At 68.2% G+C, this 20,125-nt stretch carries 17 protein-coding genes; 11 read left to right on the forward strand and 6 right to left on the reverse strand.

Annotated features, from left to right (window positions below; translation table 11 throughout):
* Positions 1 to 40 precede the first annotated feature (40 nt).
* Entirely contained in the window at positions 41 to 1,927 is a 1,887-nt protein-coding gene (locus tag EV652_RS19320) for an ABC transporter ATP-binding protein (RefSeq protein WP_199238292.1), read from the reverse strand.
* 190 nt (positions 1,928 to 2,117) lie between these two features.
* Between EV652_RS19320 and EV652_RS19325 the strand changes: the two genes are divergently transcribed.
* The 4 genes from EV652_RS19325 to EV652_RS19340 are packed head-to-tail and all read left to right on the forward strand — an operon-like array spanning position 2,118 to position 7,397.
* Positions 2,118 to 2,888: a TetR/AcrR family transcriptional regulator gene (locus EV652_RS19325; RefSeq protein WP_132210550.1), complete on the forward strand. Its 771-nt coding sequence runs from the start codon at positions 2,118 to 2,120 to the stop codon at positions 2,886 to 2,888.
* 41 nt (positions 2,889 to 2,929) lie between these two features.
* Positions 2,930 to 3,598, forward strand: coding sequence for a TetR/AcrR family transcriptional regulator (locus EV652_RS19330; RefSeq protein WP_242001859.1), 669 nt, complete (start codon positions 2,930 to 2,932; stop codon positions 3,596 to 3,598).
* Positions 3,598 to 5,331 carry an ABC transporter ATP-binding protein gene (locus EV652_RS19335; protein WP_132210551.1) on the forward strand — a complete coding sequence of 578 codons (1,734 nt, stop codon included), beginning with the start codon at positions 3,598 to 3,600 and terminating at the stop codon, positions 5,329 to 5,331. The genes EV652_RS19330 and EV652_RS19335 overlap by 1 nt, the downstream gene beginning before the upstream one ends.
* A complete protein-coding gene (locus tag EV652_RS19340; protein WP_132210552.1) occupies positions 5,328 to 7,397 on the forward strand; it encodes an ABC transporter ATP-binding protein in 2,070 nt (689 codons plus the stop codon). The genes EV652_RS19335 and EV652_RS19340 overlap by 4 nt, the downstream gene beginning before the upstream one ends.
* 127 nt (positions 7,398 to 7,524) lie before the next feature.
* Here the strand turns inward: EV652_RS19340 and EV652_RS19345 are convergent, their stop codons facing one another.
* Positions 7,525 to 8,166 carry a hypothetical protein gene (locus tag EV652_RS19345; RefSeq protein ID WP_132210553.1) on the reverse strand — a complete coding sequence of 214 codons (642 nt, stop codon included), beginning with the start codon at positions 8,164 to 8,166 and terminating at the stop codon, positions 7,525 to 7,527.
* Positions 8,167 to 8,327: 161 nt separating this feature from the next.
* On the opposite strand from EV652_RS19345, the gene EV652_RS19350 reads away from it, so the two are divergent.
* The 4 genes from EV652_RS19350 (at position 8,328) to EV652_RS19365 (ending at position 12,925) form a co-directional block, all read left to right on the forward strand.
* Positions 8,328 to 10,382, forward strand: coding sequence for a sensor histidine kinase (locus EV652_RS19350; protein WP_132210554.1), 2,055 nt, complete (start codon positions 8,328 to 8,330; stop codon positions 10,380 to 10,382).
* A complete protein-coding gene (locus tag EV652_RS19355) occupies positions 10,375 to 11,025 on the forward strand; it encodes a response regulator transcription factor (RefSeq protein WP_132210555.1) in 651 nt (216 codons plus the stop codon). Before EV652_RS19350 ends, EV652_RS19355 begins: the two co-directional genes overlap by 8 nt.
* A 40-nt stretch (positions 11,026 to 11,065) precedes the next feature.
* The gene (locus tag EV652_RS19360) at positions 11,066 to 11,647 is read left to right on the forward strand and encodes a TetR/AcrR family transcriptional regulator (protein ID WP_132210556.1); all 582 of its coding nucleotides are present in this window, start codon (positions 11,066 to 11,068) and stop codon (positions 11,645 to 11,647) included.
* 72 nt (positions 11,648 to 11,719) lie between these two features.
* Entirely contained in the window at positions 11,720 to 12,925 is a 1,206-nt protein-coding gene (locus EV652_RS19365) for an MFS transporter (RefSeq protein WP_132210557.1), read from the forward strand.
* Here the strand turns inward: EV652_RS19365 and EV652_RS19370 are convergent.
* The gene (locus EV652_RS19370) at positions 12,922 to 14,124 is read right to left on the reverse strand and encodes a M20 metallopeptidase family protein (RefSeq protein ID WP_132210558.1); all 1,203 of its coding nucleotides are present in this window, start codon (positions 14,122 to 14,124) and stop codon (positions 12,922 to 12,924) included. The two genes, EV652_RS19365 and EV652_RS19370, sit on opposite strands and share 4 nt — an antisense overlap.
* Positions 14,121 to 15,041: a 5'-3' exonuclease gene (locus EV652_RS19375; RefSeq protein ID WP_132210777.1), complete on the reverse strand. Its 921-nt coding sequence runs from the start codon at positions 15,039 to 15,041 to the stop codon at positions 14,121 to 14,123. Before EV652_RS19375 ends, EV652_RS19370 begins: the two co-directional genes overlap by 4 nt.
* Positions 15,042 to 15,176: 135 nt before the next feature.
* Between EV652_RS19375 and EV652_RS19380 the strand changes: the two genes are divergently transcribed.
* The 3 genes from EV652_RS19380 to EV652_RS19390 all read left to right on the forward strand — a co-directional run bounded on the left by EV652_RS19380 (position 15,177) and on the right by EV652_RS19390 (position 17,635).
* Positions 15,177 to 16,361 (forward strand): endonuclease/exonuclease/phosphatase family protein, encoded by a 1,185-nt coding sequence (locus EV652_RS19380; RefSeq protein ID WP_132210559.1) that lies wholly within the window; start codon positions 15,177 to 15,179, stop codon positions 16,359 to 16,361.
* 43 nt (positions 16,362 to 16,404) lie between these two features.
* Positions 16,405 to 16,845, forward strand: a complete 441-nt coding sequence (locus tag EV652_RS19385; protein ID WP_132210560.1) for an Lrp/AsnC family transcriptional regulator — start codon at positions 16,405 to 16,407, stop codon at positions 16,843 to 16,845.
* Positions 16,846 to 16,963: 118 nt separating this feature from the next.
* Positions 16,964 to 17,635: an HAD family hydrolase gene (locus EV652_RS19390; protein WP_158441194.1), complete on the forward strand. Its 672-nt coding sequence runs from the start codon at positions 16,964 to 16,966 to the stop codon at positions 17,633 to 17,635.
* Between the two features lie 13 nt (positions 17,636 to 17,648).
* Here the strand turns inward: EV652_RS19390 and EV652_RS19395 are convergent, their stop codons facing one another.
* Both EV652_RS19395 and EV652_RS19400 read right to left on the reverse strand, forming a co-directional pair.
* On the reverse strand, positions 17,649 to 18,191 hold the full coding sequence (locus EV652_RS19395; protein ID WP_199238272.1) for an MOSC domain-containing protein: 543 nt from the start codon (positions 18,189 to 18,191) through the stop codon (positions 17,649 to 17,651).
* Positions 18,192 to 18,248: 57 nt separating this feature from the next.
* A complete protein-coding gene (locus EV652_RS19400; RefSeq protein ID WP_132210562.1) occupies positions 18,249 to 20,024 on the reverse strand; it encodes a DUF8094 domain-containing protein in 1,776 nt (591 codons plus the stop codon).
* Positions 20,025 to 20,125: the final 101 nt, after the last annotated feature.

A 20,125-nucleotide genomic window follows, 5' to 3' on the forward strand; every position in this document is an offset into this window, starting at 1 on the left:
CTAGCCACCAACCATCACACCGACGAGATCCCGCAGACCCTCAGACCGTGAGCACCTCCGCGTCGGTCGGGCCGGCGCCCGGCTGGTCGAACTGGGTCCGGTAGAGCTCCTCGTAGCGACCGCCGGCAGCCAACAGTTCCGTGTGCGTGCCCTGCTCGACGATCTGGCCCTCCTCGATCACGAGGATCTGGTCAGCGGCCCGAATGGTCGACAACCGGTGCGCGATGACGACCGCCGTACGGCCTTCCAGCGCCTCGGTGAGAGCCGCTTGGACCGCAGCCTCGTTGGTCGAGTCCAACGCCGCCGTCGCCTCGTCGAGGATGACGACCCGAGGCTGAGCCAGCAGCAACCGTGCGATCGTCAGCCGCTGACGCTCACCGCCGGACAGCCGATACCCGCGCTCACCGACGACGGTGTCCAGCTGATCCGGCAGCGACCTGATCAGCTCACCCAGCCGCGCCCGTGTCAGCGCATCCCACAGGTCGTCCTCGCTCGCTTCCGGCCGGGCCAGCAGCAGGTTCTCCCGGATGCTGTCGTGGAAGAGGTGTCCGTCCTGAGTGACCATGCCAAGGGCGTCCCGCAACGACTCCGCGCTCACGTCTCGTACGTCGACGCCGGCCAACTTCACCGACCCCGAGTCGACGTCGTACAGCCGGGGGATGAGCTGGGCGATCGTCGACTTGCCGGCACCGGACGACCCGACCAGCGCGACCATCTGACCAGGCTCAGCGCGGAACGACATGTCGTGCAGCACCTCGACGCCACCCCGGGTGTCGAGTTTCGCGACCTCCTCCAGCGAGGCCAGCGAGACCTTGTCCGCCGACGGGTACGCGAAGTGCACGTGCGAGAACTCGACCGACACCGGCCCGTCCGGGACCCTTCCCGCGTCCGGCTTGTCCTTGATCAGCGGCTCCAGATCGAGCACCTCGAAGACACGCTCGAAGCTGACCAGCGCCGTCATCACCTCGAGCCGCGCACTCGCCAGCGCGGTCAGTGGCGAGTACAGCCGGGTGAGCAGCAGCGCCATCGAGACGACGGCACCCGCGTCGAGCTGGTCCCGCAGCGCGTAGAACCCGCCCAGTCCGTAGACCACGGCCAGCGCCAGCGCCGACACCAGCGTCAGCGAGGTGACGAACACCCACTGCACCATCGCCGTCCGTACGCCGATGTCCCGCACCCGGCTCGCCCGGATCGCGAACTCCCTGGACTCCCGCGTCGGCCGGCCGAACAGCTTCACCAACGTCGCGCCGGGCGCCGAGAAGCGCTCGGTCATCTGCGTGCTCATCGTTGCGTTGTAGTCCGCCGCCTCGCGCTCCAGCGCGGCCAGCCGGTTCCCGATCCGGCGTGCCGGGATGACGAAGATCGGCAGGATCACCAGCGCGAGCAGAGTGATCTGCCACGACACCCGCAGCATCACCACGAGCGTCAGCACCAGCATCACCAGGTTGCTGACCACGCCCGAGAGCGTGTCGCTGAAGGCCCGCTGCGCACCGATCACGTCGTTGTTCAGCCGAGAGACCAGCGCACCGGTCCTGGTCCGGGTGAAGAAGGCGATCGGCATCTTCTGGATGTGGTCGAACACCGCGGTCCGCAGATCGAGGATCAGCCCCTCGCCGATCCCCGCCGACAACCAGCGAGTGAGCAACCCGAGCCCGGCCTCCGCGACGGCGATGATGGCGATCAGTACGGCGAACTGCAGCACCGTGCTGAACGGCTCACCCCCGACGATCGCGTTGACCACCCGCCCGGCCAGCACGGGAGTCGCCACCGCGAGGACGGCGGCTCCGACGCTGAGCGCCAGGAACGCGATCAGCGCCCGCCGGTGTGGTCGCGCGAAGGCCAGGATCCGTTTCAGCGTCGCGCGCGAGAACGGTCTCTTCTCGTCCTGTCTGTGCATCGCGTGGTACATCGACGTCCACGCGGTCATTTCCATACTCACGGCGAGACTCCGGCAGCTCGGTTGTTCAGGAAGTACCGATGATCCCGCGGATCACCGACAGTTTCCGACGGTAGGACCTCAACAATCCTTGAGGTCAACCCACACCCCCGCCCGAGAGAACTGAGTACACTGTACGAAGTAACCGGACGAGTGTAGCCACTCCGACAGAATTGCGCACATGAATCAGGAGTACAGCGGTAGCGGGGACCCGGCAAGGAGCCTGGAACTGCTCTGGCGCCGGCGGCCGCAGCCGACGCGTGGACCGAAGCCGGCCCTCACCGTCGAGCGGATCGTCGAGGCCGCGGTGGGGATCGCCGACGCGGAGGGGATCGCCGGCATGTCCATGCGCCGGGTGGCCGACGAGCTCGGCGCCGGGGCGATGACGCTGTACCGCTATTTCCCCGGGAAGGCCGAGCTCCTCGACGTCATGCTCGACACCGTGTACGGCGAACTGCCGCGGCGCGACTTGGATGGGGACTGGCGGGCCAGGCTCGACGAGGTCGCCCGGGAGAACCGCGAGCTCTACCTGCGCCACCCGTGGCTGCTCCAGGTCGCGATCAGCCGACCGCCGCTCGGCCCGCACGTGATGGCCAAGTACGAGTACGAGCTGGCCGCCGTCGAGGGGATCGGCCTGACCGACATCGAGATGGACGACACCGTCGCGCTGGTGAACGGTTACGTGCACGGCGCCGTACGCACCGCGGTGGAGGCGCGGCAGGTGATCCAGCGGTCGGGGATGACCGACAAGGAGTGGTGGCTGGCTCACGTCCCGCATCTGGATCAGATCGGCGACACGAAGAACTTCCCGCTGGCGTCCCGGGTCGGGACCGCGGTCGGGAATGAGTTCGATGCGCCCTACGACTCCGATCATGCGTTCGAATACGGTCTGGAGCGGCTGCTCGACGGCGTATCCGCGCTGGTGGAGAAACGGTCGAGACCGAAACGGTAAATGTGTTTGTGAGTGAGTACTCACTCAGTTAATCTCGACGAGTGACTCCACGAGCGACCCCACTGCCTCCCGACGAGCGACGCGCGGCCATCGTCAAGGCCGCCCTGCCGTTGCTGGAGGAGTTCGGCAACGAGGTGAGCACCAAGCAGATCGCGGAGGCGGCTGGGATCGCCGAGGGCACCATCTTCCGTGCCTTCGGCAGCAAGGACGCCCTGGTCGACGCGGCTCTGGCCACCGCCTTCGACGCCACCGAGCTGATCCGGGCACTCGAGCAGGTCGACCGTTCGCTCCCGCTGCGGGAGCGGACGATCGCCGCGGTCGAGATCGGCCAGAAGCGGCTGAAGGGTGTCTTCAAGCTGATGTTCGCGCTGCGGATGCGCCGGCCGCCCGAGCTGAAGTCCACTCCGATGGAGGAAGCGCACCGCAAGCGGCAGTCCGATCTGGCCAACGCCGCCTTCGCGGACCTGCTCCGGCCGGACGCCGGCCAGTTGCGCTTCCCGCCCGAGGAGGTGGTCCGCCGGATCGGGCTGATCACCTTCTCGGCCACCCACCCCATGATTTCCGGCGGCCAGGTGCTGACCGCCGAGGAGATTGTCGACTTCGCCTTCGACGGTGTCCGCAACCACCGCACAGGTCAGCAACCGACCGCCGAGGAGATCGCCGAGTTCGCCCTCGACGGTCCTCGCTCCAACGACTCCGGGGATGTCTGATGCTACTGAAAATCTTGCGTACGCATTTGCGGCCGTACGCGGGAAACCTGTCCGTGGTGGTCGTCCTGCAACTGATCGGGACGATCGCCTCCCTCTACCTGCCCAGCCTGAACGCCGACATCATCGACAACGGCGTGTCCAAGGGTGACACCGGCTACATCATGCGCACCGGCGGCTGGATGCTCGGCGTCAGCCTGGTGCAGATCATCTGCACGATCGTGGCCGTCTACTTCGGCGCCAAGACCGCCGCACTGTTCGGCCGGGACGTCCGGGCCGCGGTCTTCCACCGGGTCGGGGAGTTCTCCGCCCGGGAGGTGAACCAGTTCGGCGCACCGACGCTGATCTCCCGCAGCACCAACGACGTCACCCAGATCCAGATGCTGGTGGTCACCACCTGCACGATGCTGGTGGCCGCTCCGATCACCATGGTCGGCGGTGTGGTGATGGCGGTCCGCGAGGATGTCGGCCTGTCCTGGCTGGTGGCCGTCGCCGTACCGTTGCTCGCGGCATCGATCGGCCTCATCGCCAGCCGGATGGTCCCGCAGTTCCGCAAGATGCAGAAGAACATCGACGGGGTGAACCGGGTGCTGCGCGAGCAGATCACCGGGATCCGGGTGGTCCGGGCCTTCGTCCGCGAACCACACGAGGTGGAACGCTTCGGCGACGCCAACCAGGACCTGACCGACACCGCGGTCCGGGCCGGCCGGCTGATGGCGCTGGTCTTCCCGGTGGTGATGCTGATCCTGAACATGTCCAGCGTGGCGGTGCTGTGGTTCGGCGCCTCCCGGGTGGACAGCGGGACGATGGAGGTCGGTGCGCTGACCGCCTTCCTCAGCTACCTGATCCAGATCCTGTTCGCGGTGATGATGGCGACGTTCGTGATGATCATGGTGCCGCGGGCCTCGGTCTGCGCGGACCGGATCTCCGAGGTGCTCGACACCGAGTCCTCGGTCCGGCCGCCGGTCACCCCGATCCGGGCCTTCACCGGCCGCGGTCAACTGGTGTTCGAGAACGCCTCGTTCCAGTACCCGGGTGCGGCCGAGCCGGTCCTGCGGGATATCAGCTTCGTCGCGTCGCCCGGGCAGACGACGGCGATCATCGGCAGTACCGGCGCAGGTAAGACGACCCTGCTGTCTCTGGTTCCCCGGTTGTTCGACGCCACCGCGGGCCGGGTGCTCGTCGACGGGATCGACGTCCGGGAGATCGAGCCGGAGGCGCTCTGGGAGCGCATCGGCCTGGTGCCACAGCGCCCGTACCTGTTCTCCGGGACGGTCGCCAGCAACCTGCGGTACGGCAATCCGGACGCCACCGACGACGAACTCTGGCATGCGCTTGAGATTGCCCAGGGCAAGGACTTCGTCGAGGGGATGCCGGAGGGACTGAACTCGCCGATCGCGCAGGGCGGCACGAACGTGTCCGGCGGTCAGCGGCAACGGCTCGCGATCGCCCGGGCGCTGGTCCGCAAACCGGAGATCTACCTGTTCGACGACTCGTTCTCCGCGCTCGACCTGTCCACCGACGCCCGATTGCGGGCGGCGCTGCGACCGGTCACGGCGGACGCGTGTGTGGTGATCGTCGCGCAGCGGGTGTCGACCATCGTGGACGCCCACCAGATCGTGGTGATCGAGGACGGCGCGATCGTCGGCAAGGGCACCCATCAGGAGTTGCTCGACAGCTGCCCGACGTACGTCGAGATCGTCGAGTCCCAGCGTTCCGCGGAGGAGGCGGCATGAGCGACGAGAAGCAGACACCGCCTGTGTCTCCCAACGGACAAGCGCCGTCGGAGGAAGGTGCCGCGGCGACCGTGAAGGCGACCGAGCGGCCGACCACCGGACGGGCGTTCGGGCCACCCGGCGGAATCCCGGGGGACAAGTCGATGAACTTCGGCCCGTCCGCGAAGCGGCTGCTCGGCCGGCTGCGCCCGCACCGGACCCAGGTGTTCGGCGTCATCCTGCTCGCGGTCTTCAGCGTCAGCCTGTCGGTGCTCGGGCCGAAGATCCTGGGTAGGGCGACCGACATCATCTTCGCCGGCGCGATGGGCAAGAGTCTGCCCAGCGGTCAGACCAAGGAACAGGTGATCGAGGCGACCCGGGCCGGCGGCAACAGCCAGCTCGCCGACCTGCTGCGGGGGATCGACCTGATCCCGGGCGTCGGCATCGACTTCGATGCCCTGCGCAACGTCCTGCTGCTGGTCCTGGGCCTGTACGTCGGTGCGTTCCTGCTGTCCTGGATGCAGGGCTACATCCTGAACGGCATCGTGCAGCAGACCATCTTCGACCTGCGGTCCGAGGTGGAGGACAAGCTCAACCGGCTGCCGCTCAGCTACTTCGACGGTGCGCCGCGCGGTGAGCTGCTCAGCCGGGTGACGAACGACATCGACAACATCTCGACCAGCCTGCAGCAGACGCTGAGCCAGCTGCTCACCTCGCTGCTGACGGTGGTCGGCGTGGTCACGATGATGTTCGTGGTCTCACCGCTGCTGGCCCTGATCGCCCTGGTCACCATCCCGATCTCGATGATCGTGACGGCGGCGATCGCGAAACGGTCGCAGACCCGGTTCGTCGCGCAGTGGCGCCATACCGGCGCGCTGAACGGCCAGATCGAGGAGGCGTTCACCGGGCACGAGCTGGTGAAGGTCTTCGGCCGGCAGAAGGAGATCGAGGCGAGCTTCGCCAAGAAGAACGAGGAGCTGTACCAGGCCGCCTTCGGGGCGCAGTTCATCTCCGGCCTGATCATGCCGCTGATGATGTTCATCGGGAACCTCAACTACGTGGTGATCGCGGTGATCGGCGGTCTGCGGGTCGCCTCCGGCACGATGTCGCTCGGTGACGTGCAGGCGTTCATCCAGTACTCGCGCCAGTTCACCCAGCCGCTGACCCAGGTCGCGTCGATGGCGAACCTGCTGCAGTCCGGTGTGGCCTCGGCCGAGCGGGTGTTCGAGGTGCTGGACGCCAAGCAGCAGGTGCCGGACGACACGACACCGGAGAAGGTGACGGACGCCCGCGGGCGGGTCGAGTTCGAGCACGTGTCGTTCTCGTACGACCCGGACAAGCCGCTGATCACCGACCTGAGCCTGATCGCCGAACCCGGTCAGACGGTCGCGATCGTCGGCCCGACCGGCGCCGGCAAGACCACGCTGGTCAACCTGATCATGCGGTTCTACGAGCTGAACGGCGGGCGGATCACCCTCGACGGGGTCGACATCACCGAGCTGACCCGGCACGATCTGCGGTCGCGGATCGGCATGGTGCTGCAGGACACCTGGCTGTTCGGCGGCACGATCCGGGACAACATCCTGTACGGCAACCTGAACGCGACCGAGGAGGACATGCTCGCCGCGTCCAAGGCGACGTACGTCGACCGGTTCGTGCACAGCCTGCCGGACGGGTACGACACGGTGATCGACGAGGAGGGCAGCAACGTCAGCGCCGGTGAGAAGCAGCTGCTGACCATCGCCCGGGCGTTCCTGGCCGACCCGCAGCTGCTGATCCTGGACGAGGCGACCAGTTCGGTCGACACCCGCACCGAGGTCCTGGTGCAGCGGGCGATGGCGGCGCTGCGTTCGGACCGGACCAGCTTCGTGATCGCGCACCGGTTGTCCACGATCCGCGACGCGGACCTGATCCTGGTGATGGAGAACGGCTCGATCGTTGAGCAGGGCAACCACCAGGAACTGCTCGCGGTCGACGGCGCCTACGCCCGCCTCTACAACGCCCAGTTCAGCGGCGCGGTAGTCGACATCGACGAGGACCCGGCAGCCCTCACCGCCCCGGCCGGAGCCCCAGCGGCCCGCACCTAACCCCAACGGAGGGGACGCCCACCCAGCGTCCCCTCCCACCACCCGCGAGTCCTGTGGATACTCCAGCCTGAGCTGCCAGAAGTGAGAGGGCGCCACCCGCGGTGGGTGGCGCCCTCTGGTGTCGTGGTCAGTCCTTCGGGATCACCAGGTGTGGTCGTACGGCGAGCAGGACGCCGAGGGTCGCGTAGCCGATCAGGAGGTGCGTGCCACCGACCCAGCGGGACGCCTGGTCGCCGAAGACGATCATCGACGGGACCGTGACGACGGCCCAGCTCTCGGCGATCAGGGGCCACCAGCGCAGGACGCCTCGCCAGCGGCCGGCGAAGGCGATCTTCACCGAGATCACTGCCATCCCGAGCATCGACAGCGGCCAGCAGATGTCCAGCGGCACCAGCCACGCTGCGTCCTGGTGCGGCGACGGCAACACCCCGTGCAGCAGTGACCAGACGCTCGCGATCCCCAGGATCACCGCCTCCACCTTCAGCAGTACGACGGAACCGCGGCTCAACCCGGTCGCCCGGGTCCGGAACTGGATCGCCAGCAGGCAGAACACGCCGAGCTGGAACGCGAGCCCGGTCAGGTCTCCGATCCGCTCGGGCACCCCGTCGTTCACGGTGCTGAACGCGAAGATGCTCGCCGCCCAGGTCAGCGTCCCCGCGGTCAGTCCCAGACCCAGTCGCTGGATCTTGCGCAACTCCACACCTGACCGCGAAACCGTCGTACCGCCGTACTGGACGTCGGTCCGGACTCGCGCTGGTGTCTCCGTCATGATGTTTCCTTCCTCCCCTGGGGTACGGCGTACCTCCTGACCAGAACTCTCCGGGGCACGGCGACCCGGGCGGCAGGTGCCGCGGTCCTGAGCTGTGTCCCGAGTCGAGAAGGGACAGTTGACCCGCGACGCCGGGACACACTCTGGGTGACAATGCAGCGGTGGGGGAGGACACATGGAAGGGCTGGGGGCCGGCTGCACTCGGGGCAGCCGCGCTGCTGCTGGTTGCCGCGACCGTGGTCCTCGACCTCCGCAACGGCACCGACATCCCGCCTGCGGCCGAGCTGGAGGCGGGATGGCCGGCCGCCCTCTCAGGGCTCGCGCAACTGGTGCCCGGCCTGCTGCTCCTCCAGCGCCTCCCGCGTCATCCGATCGCCTGGATCCTGACCGGATCCGGGCTGTTGTGGATCCTCGACGGGTTCGCGTCGAGCTGGGCGACGTACGCGATCTACACGTCTCCGGGGCTGCCCGGCGCGTCGGCGGCGTACTGGTTCTACTCCCGCTTCGGCGCGTTCCTGCTGCTCGGGTTGCCGCTGCTGATCCTGCTCTTCCCGGACGGGAAACTGGCCAGTGCGAGGCTGTGGCGCTGGCTGTCGATCGTCAGCCTTGCACTGACTGTGTTGCTCCCACTCCTCCTTGTCGTCGCGCCGATCGACGTGATGCAGCGCTACCACAACGCATCACTGCCGCCCGAGATCATCCGGTTGTCGCTGGATCCGTTCAGCATCGACCTGTCGTACGGCGTGTGGGAACCGCTGCTGCGCGTCGCATACACTGCTGTGCTCGTCAGCCTCGTCGTACCGTTCGCCGTGACCGTGCACCGCTACCGGGCGGCGGAGCGGGAGCGGCGGGCGCAGATCCGCTGGTTGATGTGGGCCGCACTGATCGACATGATCGTGCTGATCATCCCGTTCGAGAACCCGCCCGCGGTACCGGCGATCATGTTCGGCCTCGCCATCGCCCTGACCTCGGCCGCGATCGTCGTCGCCGTCACCAAACATCGCCTGTACGACGTCGATCGGTTGCTCTCGGCCACCTTCCTGTACGGCGTCCTCGCGGTTCTCGTGGTCGGCGTCGACCTGGCCGTGTTCGCGATCGCCGGTGGAGTCCTCGGCGAGCGTGATGCGGCGCTGGTCGCGATCGCGGTCGTCGCCGTGGTCTACGCGCCGCTGCGGAGTCGGCTCTGGCGGTGGGTACGGCGTCTCGTCCGCGGTTCACGCGATGACCCGTACGCGACGATGTCCACCCTGGCCGAGCGGCTCGAGTCGGCCGCGGACCCGGACGAACAACTCCGCGCGGTCGCCCGCACGCTGGCCGAGGCGTTCCGGCTGCCGTACGTGCGGGTCGAGATCGAGCGGCCCGGCGGCCAACTGGCGATCGTCGAGCACGGCCGGGAATCGGGCCCGACACACGCACTGCCGGTGGGGTATCGCGGTGAGTCGGTCGGGCGGCTCGTGTTCTGTCCAGGCGACGGTACGGCGTTATCCGAGCGGGACCAACGGTTGCTGGGAGACCTGGTCAGGCAGGCTGCCGCGGCGGCGCGGGCCAGTGAGCTGAGCGCTGAGTTGCAGCAGGGCCGGAGTCGCCTGATCGCCGCCCGCGAGGAGGAGCGACGACGGATTCGGCGGGATCTGCACGACAGTCTGGGCCCGAGCCTCGGCGCGGTCGCGCTGCGGATCGAGACCGCCCGGAATCTGGCGACGTCCGCTCCGGCCGAGTCGGACCGGATGCTCGAGCAGGCGACGACCGAGGTGGCTGCGGCGCTGGCCGACGTACGGAGACTGGTTCATGATCTGCGACCGCCGGCGTTGGACGAGCTCGGACTGGTACGGGCGATCGAGCAGCAAGCGGAGCGTTTCCGGCTCGGCGGGTTGTCGGTGTCGGTGGACGCCGGTGCGCTCGGGCCGTTGCCGGCCGGCGTCGAGGTGGCGGCGTACCGGATCGCGTCGGAGGCGCTCACGAACGTCGCCCGGCATGCTGAAGCCAGCCGGTGTGACATCAGTCTGCGGGTGAACGGGACGGCGCTGGAGTTGTCGGTGAGCGATGACGGAATCGGGATCGGCGAGGAGGTGACGGCGGGCGTGGGGATGCTGTCGGTGCGGGAACGGGCCGCCGAGCTCGGGGGAGTCTGCAGTGTCACGTGCCCGGCGAGTGGTGGCACCGTCGTACGAGTGAAGTTGCCGCTGGACGCCGTACCGGAGGTTGTTCATGGGTGAGCCCGTGCGGGTGCTGCTGGCCGACGACCACCCCGTCTACCGCGACGGGCTGGCCGCGCTGCTCGGATCGCTGGACGGCGTCGAGGTCGTCGGTACGGCGGCCGACGGGGTGGAGGCGGTGGACGGCGCCCGGGAGTTGCAGCCGGATGTCGTGGTGATGGACGTGCAGATGCCGCGACTGGACGGGATCGAGGCGACCCGGGCGATCACCGCGGACAGTCCGCACATCGGGGTCGTCGTCCTCACGATGGCCGAGGAGGACCAGACCCTGTTCGCCGCGATGCGGGCCGGGGCGCGTGGGTATCTGCTCAAGGGCGCGAACCAGGCCGAGATCGTGCGGGCGATCACCGCGGTCGCTCAGGGCGAGGCGATCTTCGGGCCGGCGATCGCGCGGCGGGTGGCCGAGTTCTTCTCCGCCGCTCCGGCTGCCAGCCCGGGGAGTCCGTTCCCGCAGCTCACCGCACGCGAGCACGAGATCCTCGCGCTGGTCGCAGCCGGCCGGTCCAACGCGCAGATCGCGTCCGAGCTCTTCCTGTCGCCCAAGACGGTGCGGAACAACGTCTCGAACATCTTCACCAATCTGCACGTCGCCGACCGCGCCGAAGCCATCATCCGCGCCCGCGACGCCGGCCTTGGTCGGTAGGTTTTTGACTGAGCGATAAAGAACGGGTTAGCGTGGGGTGGTGGCCAGGCCCCGGGAGTTCAGCGACAGCGCCGTACTGGATGCGGCGATGGAGTTGTTCTGGGACAAGGGGTACGAGGCGACCACGACGCAGGACCTCTGTGAGCGCACCGGGCTTGGCCGGGGGAGTCTCTACAACGCCTTCGGCAGCAAGCACGCCTTGTATGAGGAGGCGATCAAGCGGTACGCCGAGACACGCGCGGCCCTGCAGTTGCAGGAGCTTGCGCCGGCCGGCGGTTCGGTGCGGGATCGGCTCCGGGATCTGATGGTCGCGATGATCGACCTCGACCTGAAGGATCCGGGGCGGCGTGGGTGTCTCGCGCTGAATGCGGCCGGCGAGGTCAGCGGCCGGACGGGCGAGGTCGCGTCGTTGGTGCAGCGGCAGTTCAAGGATCTCGAGGAAGCGCTCGCGGTGCTGATCGCTGTCGGTCAGCATACGGGGGAGTTGTCGACGTCCAGGTCGCCGGTGCAAGCGGCCCGGATGTTCCAGAGCGCGTACTACGGCCTGCGGGTGCTGGCCAAGGTCACCGACGACCGGCAGGCGCTGCTTGACGTGGTCGACGGGACCATCGCCGCGCTCTGACAATCCGAGCGCCTGGTGATCGTTGTCCTTTGCCTGTGGTTTGTACTGCACGATAAAGAACCGAGGAGATCGATGAAGGGCACTCTTCCGGCGCTGATGGTGTGCGTCTTCGGCGTCACCACGGGCGAGTTCGTGCTGGCCGGCATCCTGCCCGGGGTCGCGGCCGATCTGGACGTGTCGATCCCGGCTGCGGGCCTGCTGGTGACGGCGTACGCGCTCGGCATGATCGTCGGCGGACCGTTGCTGACCGCAATCACCGCCGGCCGGCCACGGAAACCGCTGGTCCTCGCGCTGCTGCTGGTCGCGATCGCCGGCAACCTGATCTCCGCCCTGGCTCCCGGGTACGGCGTCCTGTTCGCGGCCCGGATCGTGACCGCACTCGTCACCGCAACCTTCTTCGCCAACGCCATCGTGATCGCGATCTCGGCCGCACCCGCGGGAAGGCAGGCATCCACCGTCGCGAAGCTTGCCTTCGGCATGAACCTGGCGATGATCCTGGGCGCGCCCTTGGGCACGTGGATCGGCGATGCCTTCGGCTGGCGCGCCACCTTCCTAGCCATCACCCTCACCTGCACCGCCGGACTCCTCCTCGTCGCACGCCTGGTGCCCGCCGAGTCGTGGATTTCGGCTGTCGGCCCCGGCGTGTCGAGAGCCGAAATTTACGACTCGATGAGGGCCCGTGGCAGCGCGTTGGCGGAGTTGCGCGTGTTGCGCGGGCGGGAGGTGCAGTTGGCGATCGGGATCACGGCGGTCGCGAATGTCGGGCTGCTGATGGTGTTCACCTATTTGGCGCCACTGCTCACCGACGTCGGTTCATTCACGGCCGAGGCCGTCGCCCCGATGCTGCTCGTCTACGGTCTCGGTGCGACCGTCGGCAACCTGGCCGGCGGCTGGCTCGCGGACCGCGCCCTGCTCGCCACGCAACTCGGTGCCCTGACCCTGCTGGTCGCGCTCTTCCTGGCTTGGTGGCTGAGCAGCGGCACCACGCTCACGGCAGTCCTGGTGTTCGCCACCGGTGCCGTCGGTTTCTCCGTGATCCCCGGAATGCAGGCACGGGTGATGACCACGGCCGCACAGGCTCCGACGCTCGCGATCGCTGTGAACGCGTCGGCGTACCAGGTCGCGGCCGCGTTCGCTGGGTGGCTCGGCGGTCGCGTGATCGCTGGTCCTGGGCTCCGTACGATCTACCTGGCCGCCGCGCTCACGACGGTCCTCGGGATCGGGCTGAGCACAGTGGCCTGGCTTCGCGAGCGGAGCGTCGTACCGGTGAACTCCTAGTCCGCACCGCGGGTGAGGCGGCGTACGGCGAGCTCGGCGAGGAGGGCGGCGCCGTCGGGGAGGACGGAGTCGTCGAAGTCGGCCAAGGGGGAGTGGTTGTCGGCCGCGGCCTCCGGGTCGGCGGAGCGGCAGGCGCTGAGGTTGAGGTAGACGCCCGGGACCTCCTGCAGGACGTAGGACATGTCCTCGGCGCCGCACCTCGGATTGCGGCGTTCGCGGAACCGGTCGGGGCCGAAGAGGTCGACGATCGTCTCCCGGGCGAACTCGTACTCCGCGGCATCGTTGACCGTCACCGGGTAGCCGATGCGGTAGTCCACGTCCGCGGTGAGACCGTGCGCGGCCGCCATGGCCTCGACCAGTTGCGTAGACGCCTGCTGCACCTTGGCGCGAGCCTCGGCGGAGAACGTCCGGACGGTCGCGTCGAAGAACGCGTCGTCCGGGATGATGTTCTCTTTCGTCCCACCCGCGATCCGCCCGACGGTGAGGACGACCGGGTCGAACACGTCGAACTGCCGTGTCACCATGGTCTGCAACGCCCCGACCATCTCGCAGATCACCGGGATCGGGTCCTTGCCGCGGTACGGGATCGATCCGTGCGTCCCGGCTCCGACGACGCGCACGTGCAACTGGTCGGCCGCGGCCATGAACGAGCCGGGCTTGCTGCTCCACATCCCCACCGGCTGGCCGGCAGACCCGACGTGCAGACCGTAGGCGGCATCCGCCCGGCGACCGGCGGCGTCGAGGACACCCTCGCGAATCATGATCGGCGCCCCGCCGCTGGTCTCCTCGCCGGGCTGGAACATGAACACGACATCACCGGCGAGCTCGGCCTGCATCGCCGACAGGATCTTGGCCGCGCCGACGAGACCCGCGACGTGGAGATCGTGGCCGCAGGCATGCATCATCCCGGTGTGCTGGGACACGAACGGTACGTCGGTCCGCTCGGTCACCGGCAGCGCGTCCATGTCGCCACGCAGCAGGACGACGGGACCCGGTCCGCGACCACCGCGCAGTACGGCGGTCACCGAGGACAGCTCCTTGCCGAGGGTGATCTCCAAGGGCAGCCCCTCCAGCGCGTCGAGGACCAGGCGCTGGGTCTTGGGCAGCTCGAGGTCGTACTCCGGAACCTGGTGCAGCGCGCGCCGGAGCCTGATGATCTCGTCGCGGAACTGCGCGGCGAGCTCGACGGTCCGGCTCACGCCTTCGAACCCAGCTTGAGCGCGGTCATCACGCGCTGGGCGCTGCCGCCGAGCTCGAGGAGTTCGACCAGGTCGAGCCAGCGTTCGGGGTCCTTGACCTCGTGCGGGATGGTCGCGTCGAACGTGCCGACCGGAGCATCCTTGGCCACCGCGACCACCTTCGGGGCGACGTCGAGATAGTCACTGGCGTCCAGGATCTTCCGCTTCACCGACGGCGACATCGGCGTACCCGGGTCGGCGGCCGCCTTCCGGATGCTGTCCAGATCGCCGTACGCCGTGACCAGTGAAGCGGCCGTCTTCTCGCCGACACCCTTCACGCCGGGCAGGCCGTCGGACGCATCACCGCGGAGCGTGGCGAAGTCGGCGTACCGGTTCGCCGGGATCTCGTACTTCGCGAGCAGCGCCTTCTCGTCGTAAACGTCGGCCCGGCCGACGCCCCGCGCGGCGGTGTAGACGACGCGGATACCGCGGCTGTCGTCGATCAGCTGGAACAGGTCACGGTCACCGGTGACCACGTCGACCGGCATCGTCGCCTGGTGCGACAGCGTGCCGATCACGTCGTCCGCCTCGTGATCCGCAGCACCGACGACCGCGATTCCGAGGGCCTCCAGGCAGGCGCGGATGTACGGCACCTGGGCCTCGAGCCGGTCCGGCACGTCCTCGACCTGCTCGCCCTTCGGGGTGACGAACTCGACCCGCTGCGCCTTGTACGACGGGATCAGCGCGACCCGCCAGGACGGCCGCCAGTTGTCGTCCCAGCAGGCGACCATATGAGTCGGCCGGTGGTTCTCGGTCAGCCGGGCGATGAAGTCGAGCAGCCCGCGGACGGCGTTGGTCGGCGTACCGTCGGCGGCCTTCATCGTGTCCGGCACCCCGAAGAACGCACGGAAGTACAGCGACGCGGTATCGAGCAGCATCAGCCGCTGCGGTGAGTCAGCCATGGGCAGATGCTTTCACAGTCGTCCGACAGACAGCGATCACCGGCCGCGAACCCTTGCCAGACCGCCGCGACAGGCCAAGGATCAGCTCAGCGTCGTCCGGGGAGGGATTGCATGCACAGGTCATCGTCGTCCAGATGGATCGGCCTAGCGGCAGCGCTGGCACTGCTCGCCGTGCCACTGCACTCGGCGCCGGCCCTGGCCGAGCCGAACAAGCCGGTCACCGTGATGACCCGCAACCTCTACCTGGGTGCGGACATCCAGCGCCCTATCCGGGCCACCGCCGGGCTCACCGGTGCCGCGGCGTTCGTCGCGCTCGGCAACGCGAACCACGTGACCCGAGAAATCGTCGACCGGACGAACTTCCCGCGCCGCAGCGAGTTGCTCGCGGCGGAGATCGCCGGGGCGAAGCCGGACCTGATCGGCGTCCAGGAGGTCGCGTTGTGGCGGCACGGGCCGCTCGAACTGCCGGGTGCGGGCAGCCCCGGGGCGCTCAACGCCACCACGGTCGACTACGACTTCCTGGCGATCCTGCTCCAGGACCTCCGCCAGGCCGGCGTTCCGTACAAGGCTGTCGTCGTTCAGCAGGAGTCCGACGTGGAGGCACCCGCCTTCGTCGGCAACCCGTTCACCGGTACGGCGACTCAGGGCCGCGACGTACGACTGACCGTACGTGACGTCATCCTGCTCCGGGCCAGCAGCAACCTGCGGGTCCTCAACTCGGGCAGCGGACAGTACGACGCGAGGCTCGTGCTCAGTGTGGCGGGTCTGCCGGCCTCGTTCGTGCGTGGCTTCAACTGGGTCGACGTCACCCAGGGATCGGGCCGATCGTTCCGGTTCGTCAACACCCATCTCGAGGCCTTCAGTTCGGACTTGGCACTGGCCCAGGCGATGGAGTTGCTGACCGGTCCGGCGGGCGATCGCGGCCGGACCACGATCATCGGCTGCGACTGCAACTCCGATCCGCTGAACAACACCGTCAAACCGACCGACCCGCTCCGGACGCCGCACAACGGGCCGTACAACTTCATCACCGGACCGGGCGGGTTCACCGATCTGTGGCTGACCTGGCGACCTGCTGAGCAGGGGTGGACGTCCGGGCTGAACGAGACCGTCGACGAGCCGGCGCCGCCGTCCTTCGACCACCGGATCGACATGATCTTCGCCCGCCCGGCGCCCGGCGAACAGGTCCGGGTCGTCGCCGGGGACGTCACCGGAGCCACCAGTGCGGCCAAGGATCCGGTCACCGGGTTATGGCCGTCGGATCACGCCGGGGTGGTGCTGACGCTGTCCCGGTGAGAACGTATGCGGGCGGACGCCTCGCTCCAGTAAGGTCACCAGGGTGGAGGACCTTGACCGCAAGATCGTTGAGTTACTGGCGACCGATGGCAGGATGAGTTTCACCGACCTGGGCAAGGCCACCGGCCTGTCCACGTCGGCGGTGCACCAGCGGGTCAAGCGGCTGGAGCAACGCGGCATCATCCAGGGGTACGCGGCCACCGTCGACCACACCGCTCTCGATCTGCCGCTCACCGCGCTGATCTCGATCCGGCCGATCGACCCGTCCCAGCCGGACGACTCGCCCGAGCGACTCCGCGAGGTCCGAGAGATCGAGTCCTGCTACTCGGTCGCGGGCGACTCCAGCTACATCCTGGTCGTCCGCGTCGCCTCTCCGGCTGCCCTGGAGAACCTGCTGGCCGTCATCCGCGCCCGCGCCAACGTCTCCACCACGACCACCATCGTCCTCAGCACCCCGTACGAGCGCCGTCCACCAGCCCTGTAGGGGACCGAAGGACAGGACGTATCGGCGGCCGAGCCCACCTGGCACGCTCACGCTCGAGCCGGCTCGGCGCGCGGGATCGAACACCTCCTGTCCTTCGGTACCGGATAGGGTCGGCAGCGTGCGGCGAGCTTTGTTGGTCGATCTGTTCAGCACTCTTGTGCCCGGCGGTAACGCCGAGCGTGACGTGATCCATCAGAAGATGTCCGCGGTACTCGGTGTCGACGCTGCAGCGTTCAGCCGGGAGTTCGCCGCGACGTCGTACGAGCGCTTCACCGGCGCGTACGGCGACCTGCCCAGCACGTTGCGGGTGATCGCGCAGCGCACCGGCGCCGACCCGACGGACGAACAGGTGCGTGAGGCAACAAGCCTGCGCCGGAAGCTGTCCCGCCGGCTCCTGAACGCCGCCCCGGCCGGGACGCTGAGTGCGTTGGCCGGGTTGCGGTCAGCCGGCTGGCGGATCGGTCTGGTCAGCAACATCACGTCGGAGACCCAGCTCCAATGGGCGGACAGCCCGCTCCCGCCGTACTTCGAGACCACTGCCTTCTCAGCGGAGGTTGGTGCCGCCAAGCCCGAACCCGAGATCTACCTGGCCGCCTGCAACGCCCTCGGCGTCGCGCCGGCCGACTGCGTCTACATCGGCGACGGCAACGACAAGGAGCTCCCCGCAGCCGCAGCCCTCGGCATGTACGCCATCCGCACCATCGAACACTCCGACAGCGACCCGACCTGGACTGGCCCCACGGTCAGCTCCTTCACCGAGCTCCCCGACCTGATCGGCGTACCTGCTTGAGCCGCTGGTCCGACTAGACCACCTCGAGTGGCACGTGCGGGCCGTCCGGCAGCTCCACCACGATCGGGTCGTCCGGGTGGATCAGGCCGCTGCTGTGAACGACGGACATGATGCCGGTCTTGCGTACGACGGTGCCGTCGGCGTCGGTCTGGATGACCTCTTTGAGCAGGCCGGGGGTGAAGGTGTTGATCTGGTGACACGGGCTGCGCAAGCCGGTGACCTCGAGGATCGCCTCGGGGCCGATCCGTAGCCGGGTGCCTTGGGGGAGTCCGAGCAGGTCGATCCCGCGGGTGGTGATGTTCTCACCCAGCCCGCCGGGCTTCACGTCGTACCCTAGCTCACGAAGCTCGTCGTGCAGCTCGGAGTGGATCAGGTGCACCTGCCGGAGGTTCGGCTGGGTCGGGTCGCGGCGCATCGGCCCCAGGTGCTGAATCGTCGCTCCGGCGTGCGAGTCACCTTCGATCCCGAGGCCCGCGATCACCCGGATCGAGCCGACGTTCGGCTTGCTGAAGCGGTGCTGCGAATCCGCGCTGACGGCAACCACCGAAGGACCCATACAGCCATTGTCCGGACCTGTGGGAACCGGCACCAGCCGATTCCCACAGGGCGGACGTCAGTAGCCGCCGGCGTCGACCAGTTGGGACTCGAGGGAGACGAGCTGGATCTTGCCGCCGCCCTTCGGCGGGATCAGCAGCGCGGCGTCGACGAGGGACTTCTTGGTCAAGGCGTTGTCGTGCCTCACCGTGCTCGGGCTGAAGGCGACCACAGGCCCGCTCACCCACCTCAGCCAGGAGTTCGGTTGAGCAGTGGCGAGGAAGTCCTTGGTGAGATTGACGAAGATCAGGGCCGTACCGGACTTGGTCACGAAGGCCGCCGGCGGTTCGCTGACGCCGACGGTCACGGTGGCGGTGCGGAAGTACCGCGGCTCGTCGAGCGCTTCAGCCTTTTCAGCCGCGATGTTCTTGAGGAATGCGGTGACCTCCGTGGACGGTGCGAACGACACGGCGCGGGGGGACTTGGCGCCGGCGGTCAGGTACTCGGCGAGAGCCGCTGCGGCAGCTTGTGGAGCGGCAACGAGTTTGGCATCGTCGGACTTCGTTGCCATCCGGACGTCGGTGAGATCCGGTAGCTTGACGGTGCTCTTCGGGCCGGCGGCGAACGTGAGCAGCCACGGGCTGCCGGCGGTCTTGCGTTCCCAGACGCCCAGATGCTTGTACTCCTTGGTCCCGGAGATCTCGGCCGAGGAGAGGAACCGCATCGGGTAGCTGCCGAAGGACGGCGCACCGATCACCGGCTTGTTGTAGGTGTACGGCTTGGTCAGCTTCTTGCCGGACTTGTCGAGGGTCCGGCTGATCGTGTAGCCGGCCTGGCTCTGGCGGAGCAGGTTGCCGCCCTCCACGGTCGCGATGAGCTTGTCGTCGCGCTTGCGATTGGCCGTGTTGTTGACCTCGTTGTAGTGCTTGATCGCGGCAGCCGCCGCCTCGTTGCTGACCGCAGGCCGGGTCAGCGTCTCGACGGTGTTCGGCTCCGGAATCGCCGAGCAACCACTGACCAGGGCGAACATCGCCGTCACCGCCACACCCCGGCGGAGGGGACCAGCCGGCGACTGCTGATGCGGCGGCTGAGGACCGGGTCCCTGAGGACCGGGTCCCTGAGGACCGGGCTGCTGCGGTCCGTAGTGCGGCGGTCCGTAGTGCGGCGGGCCGTAATGCGGTGGGCCGTACTGCGGTGGGCCGTATCCACCCGGCGCCGCGAAGACCGGGTCCGGGGTGGAGGTACGGCGGCCGCGGAACAGGATCATGAAGATGCCCAGGGCAAGCAGCACCAGGCCGATCACGAACACGAGCAGGCTGGCCAGGAACGCATTCGGGATCTCGATCCCCAGGTCGGCCTGGACATCGGGCGCGGTCTTCCCGTCAGCACTCATGATCACCACGGAGTACGGGCCGTCGGCGATCGGCCAGGACAGCTCCTGGGTGCCGGTACCGGTTGTCTTCGCCACCCACCAGTCGAGACTGTCGGGCGCAGCGAGCGGACCGCGCTCGCCCTTGACGTCCTGGGTGCTCAGGGCGATCGGGTACTCCACCTTCACCAGTTCGGTGTAGGCGATGCCCTTGAGGTAGCTCTCGGCATCGAAGTTGCGGGCGACACCGGCGAAGACCGGTGTGCGGGCGGTCGAGCGAACCTTCACGTGCAACGTCGGACCATGCCGATCCAGCATGGTCGGACTGCTGGCGATCGCCAGGCCCTTGCTGGTCAGGTGCTGTTCACCGGAGTAGACCGTGTCGTCCGGACCGACCAGCCAGAAGGCTGCAACGGCTCCGGCGGCACCGATGATCAGGCCGAGCAGGGCAAGCAAGACACCGAAAACAGAGCGGACGACCCGCACACGAACTCCCGAGATCGCGGCAAGCCCCTGGCCTGCCGGACGATTGACCAGGCGCGATGCTAGCGGTTGTCCAGGGCACCGGAGCAGGTCCGGGTCCCGTG

The sequence above is a fragment of the Kribbella steppae genome (assembly GCF_004342025.1).
Taxonomy (GTDB): domain Bacteria; phylum Actinomycetota; class Actinomycetes; order Propionibacteriales; family Kribbellaceae; genus Kribbella; species Kribbella steppae.

Excerpts from the sequence above, each read along its gene's own strand:
- EV652_RS19320 (WP_199238292.1), bottom strand. The coding sequence starts at position 1,927 with ATGACCGCGTGGACGTCGATGTACCACGCGATGCACAGACAGGACGAG.
- EV652_RS19325 (WP_132210550.1), top strand. The coding sequence starts at position 2,118 with ATGAATCAGGAGTACAGCGGTAGCGGGGACCCGGCAAGGAGCCTGGAA.
- EV652_RS19335 (WP_132210551.1), top strand. The coding sequence starts at position 3,598 with ATGCTACTGAAAATCTTGCGTACGCATTTGCGGCCGTACGCGGGAAAC.
- EV652_RS19340 (WP_132210552.1), top strand. The coding sequence starts at position 5,328 with ATGAGCGACGAGAAGCAGACACCGCCTGTGTCTCCCAACGGACAAGCG.
- EV652_RS19345 (WP_132210553.1), bottom strand. The coding sequence starts at position 8,166 with ATGACGGAGACACCAGCGCGAGTCCGGACCGACGTCCAGTACGGCGGT.
- EV652_RS19355 (WP_132210555.1), top strand. The coding sequence starts at position 10,375 with ATGGGTGAGCCCGTGCGGGTGCTGCTGGCCGACGACCACCCCGTCTAC.
- EV652_RS19365 (WP_132210557.1), top strand. The coding sequence starts at position 11,720 with ATGAAGGGCACTCTTCCGGCGCTGATGGTGTGCGTCTTCGGCGTCACC.
- EV652_RS19375 (WP_132210777.1), bottom strand. The coding sequence starts at position 15,041 with ATGCTGCTCGATACCGCGTCGCTGTACTTCCGTGCGTTCTTCGGGGTG.
- EV652_RS19380 (WP_132210559.1), top strand. The coding sequence starts at position 15,177 with ATGCACAGGTCATCGTCGTCCAGATGGATCGGCCTAGCGGCAGCGCTG.
- EV652_RS19395 (WP_199238272.1), bottom strand. The coding sequence starts at position 18,191 with ATGGGTCCTTCGGTGGTTGCCGTCAGCGCGGATTCGCAGCACCGCTTC.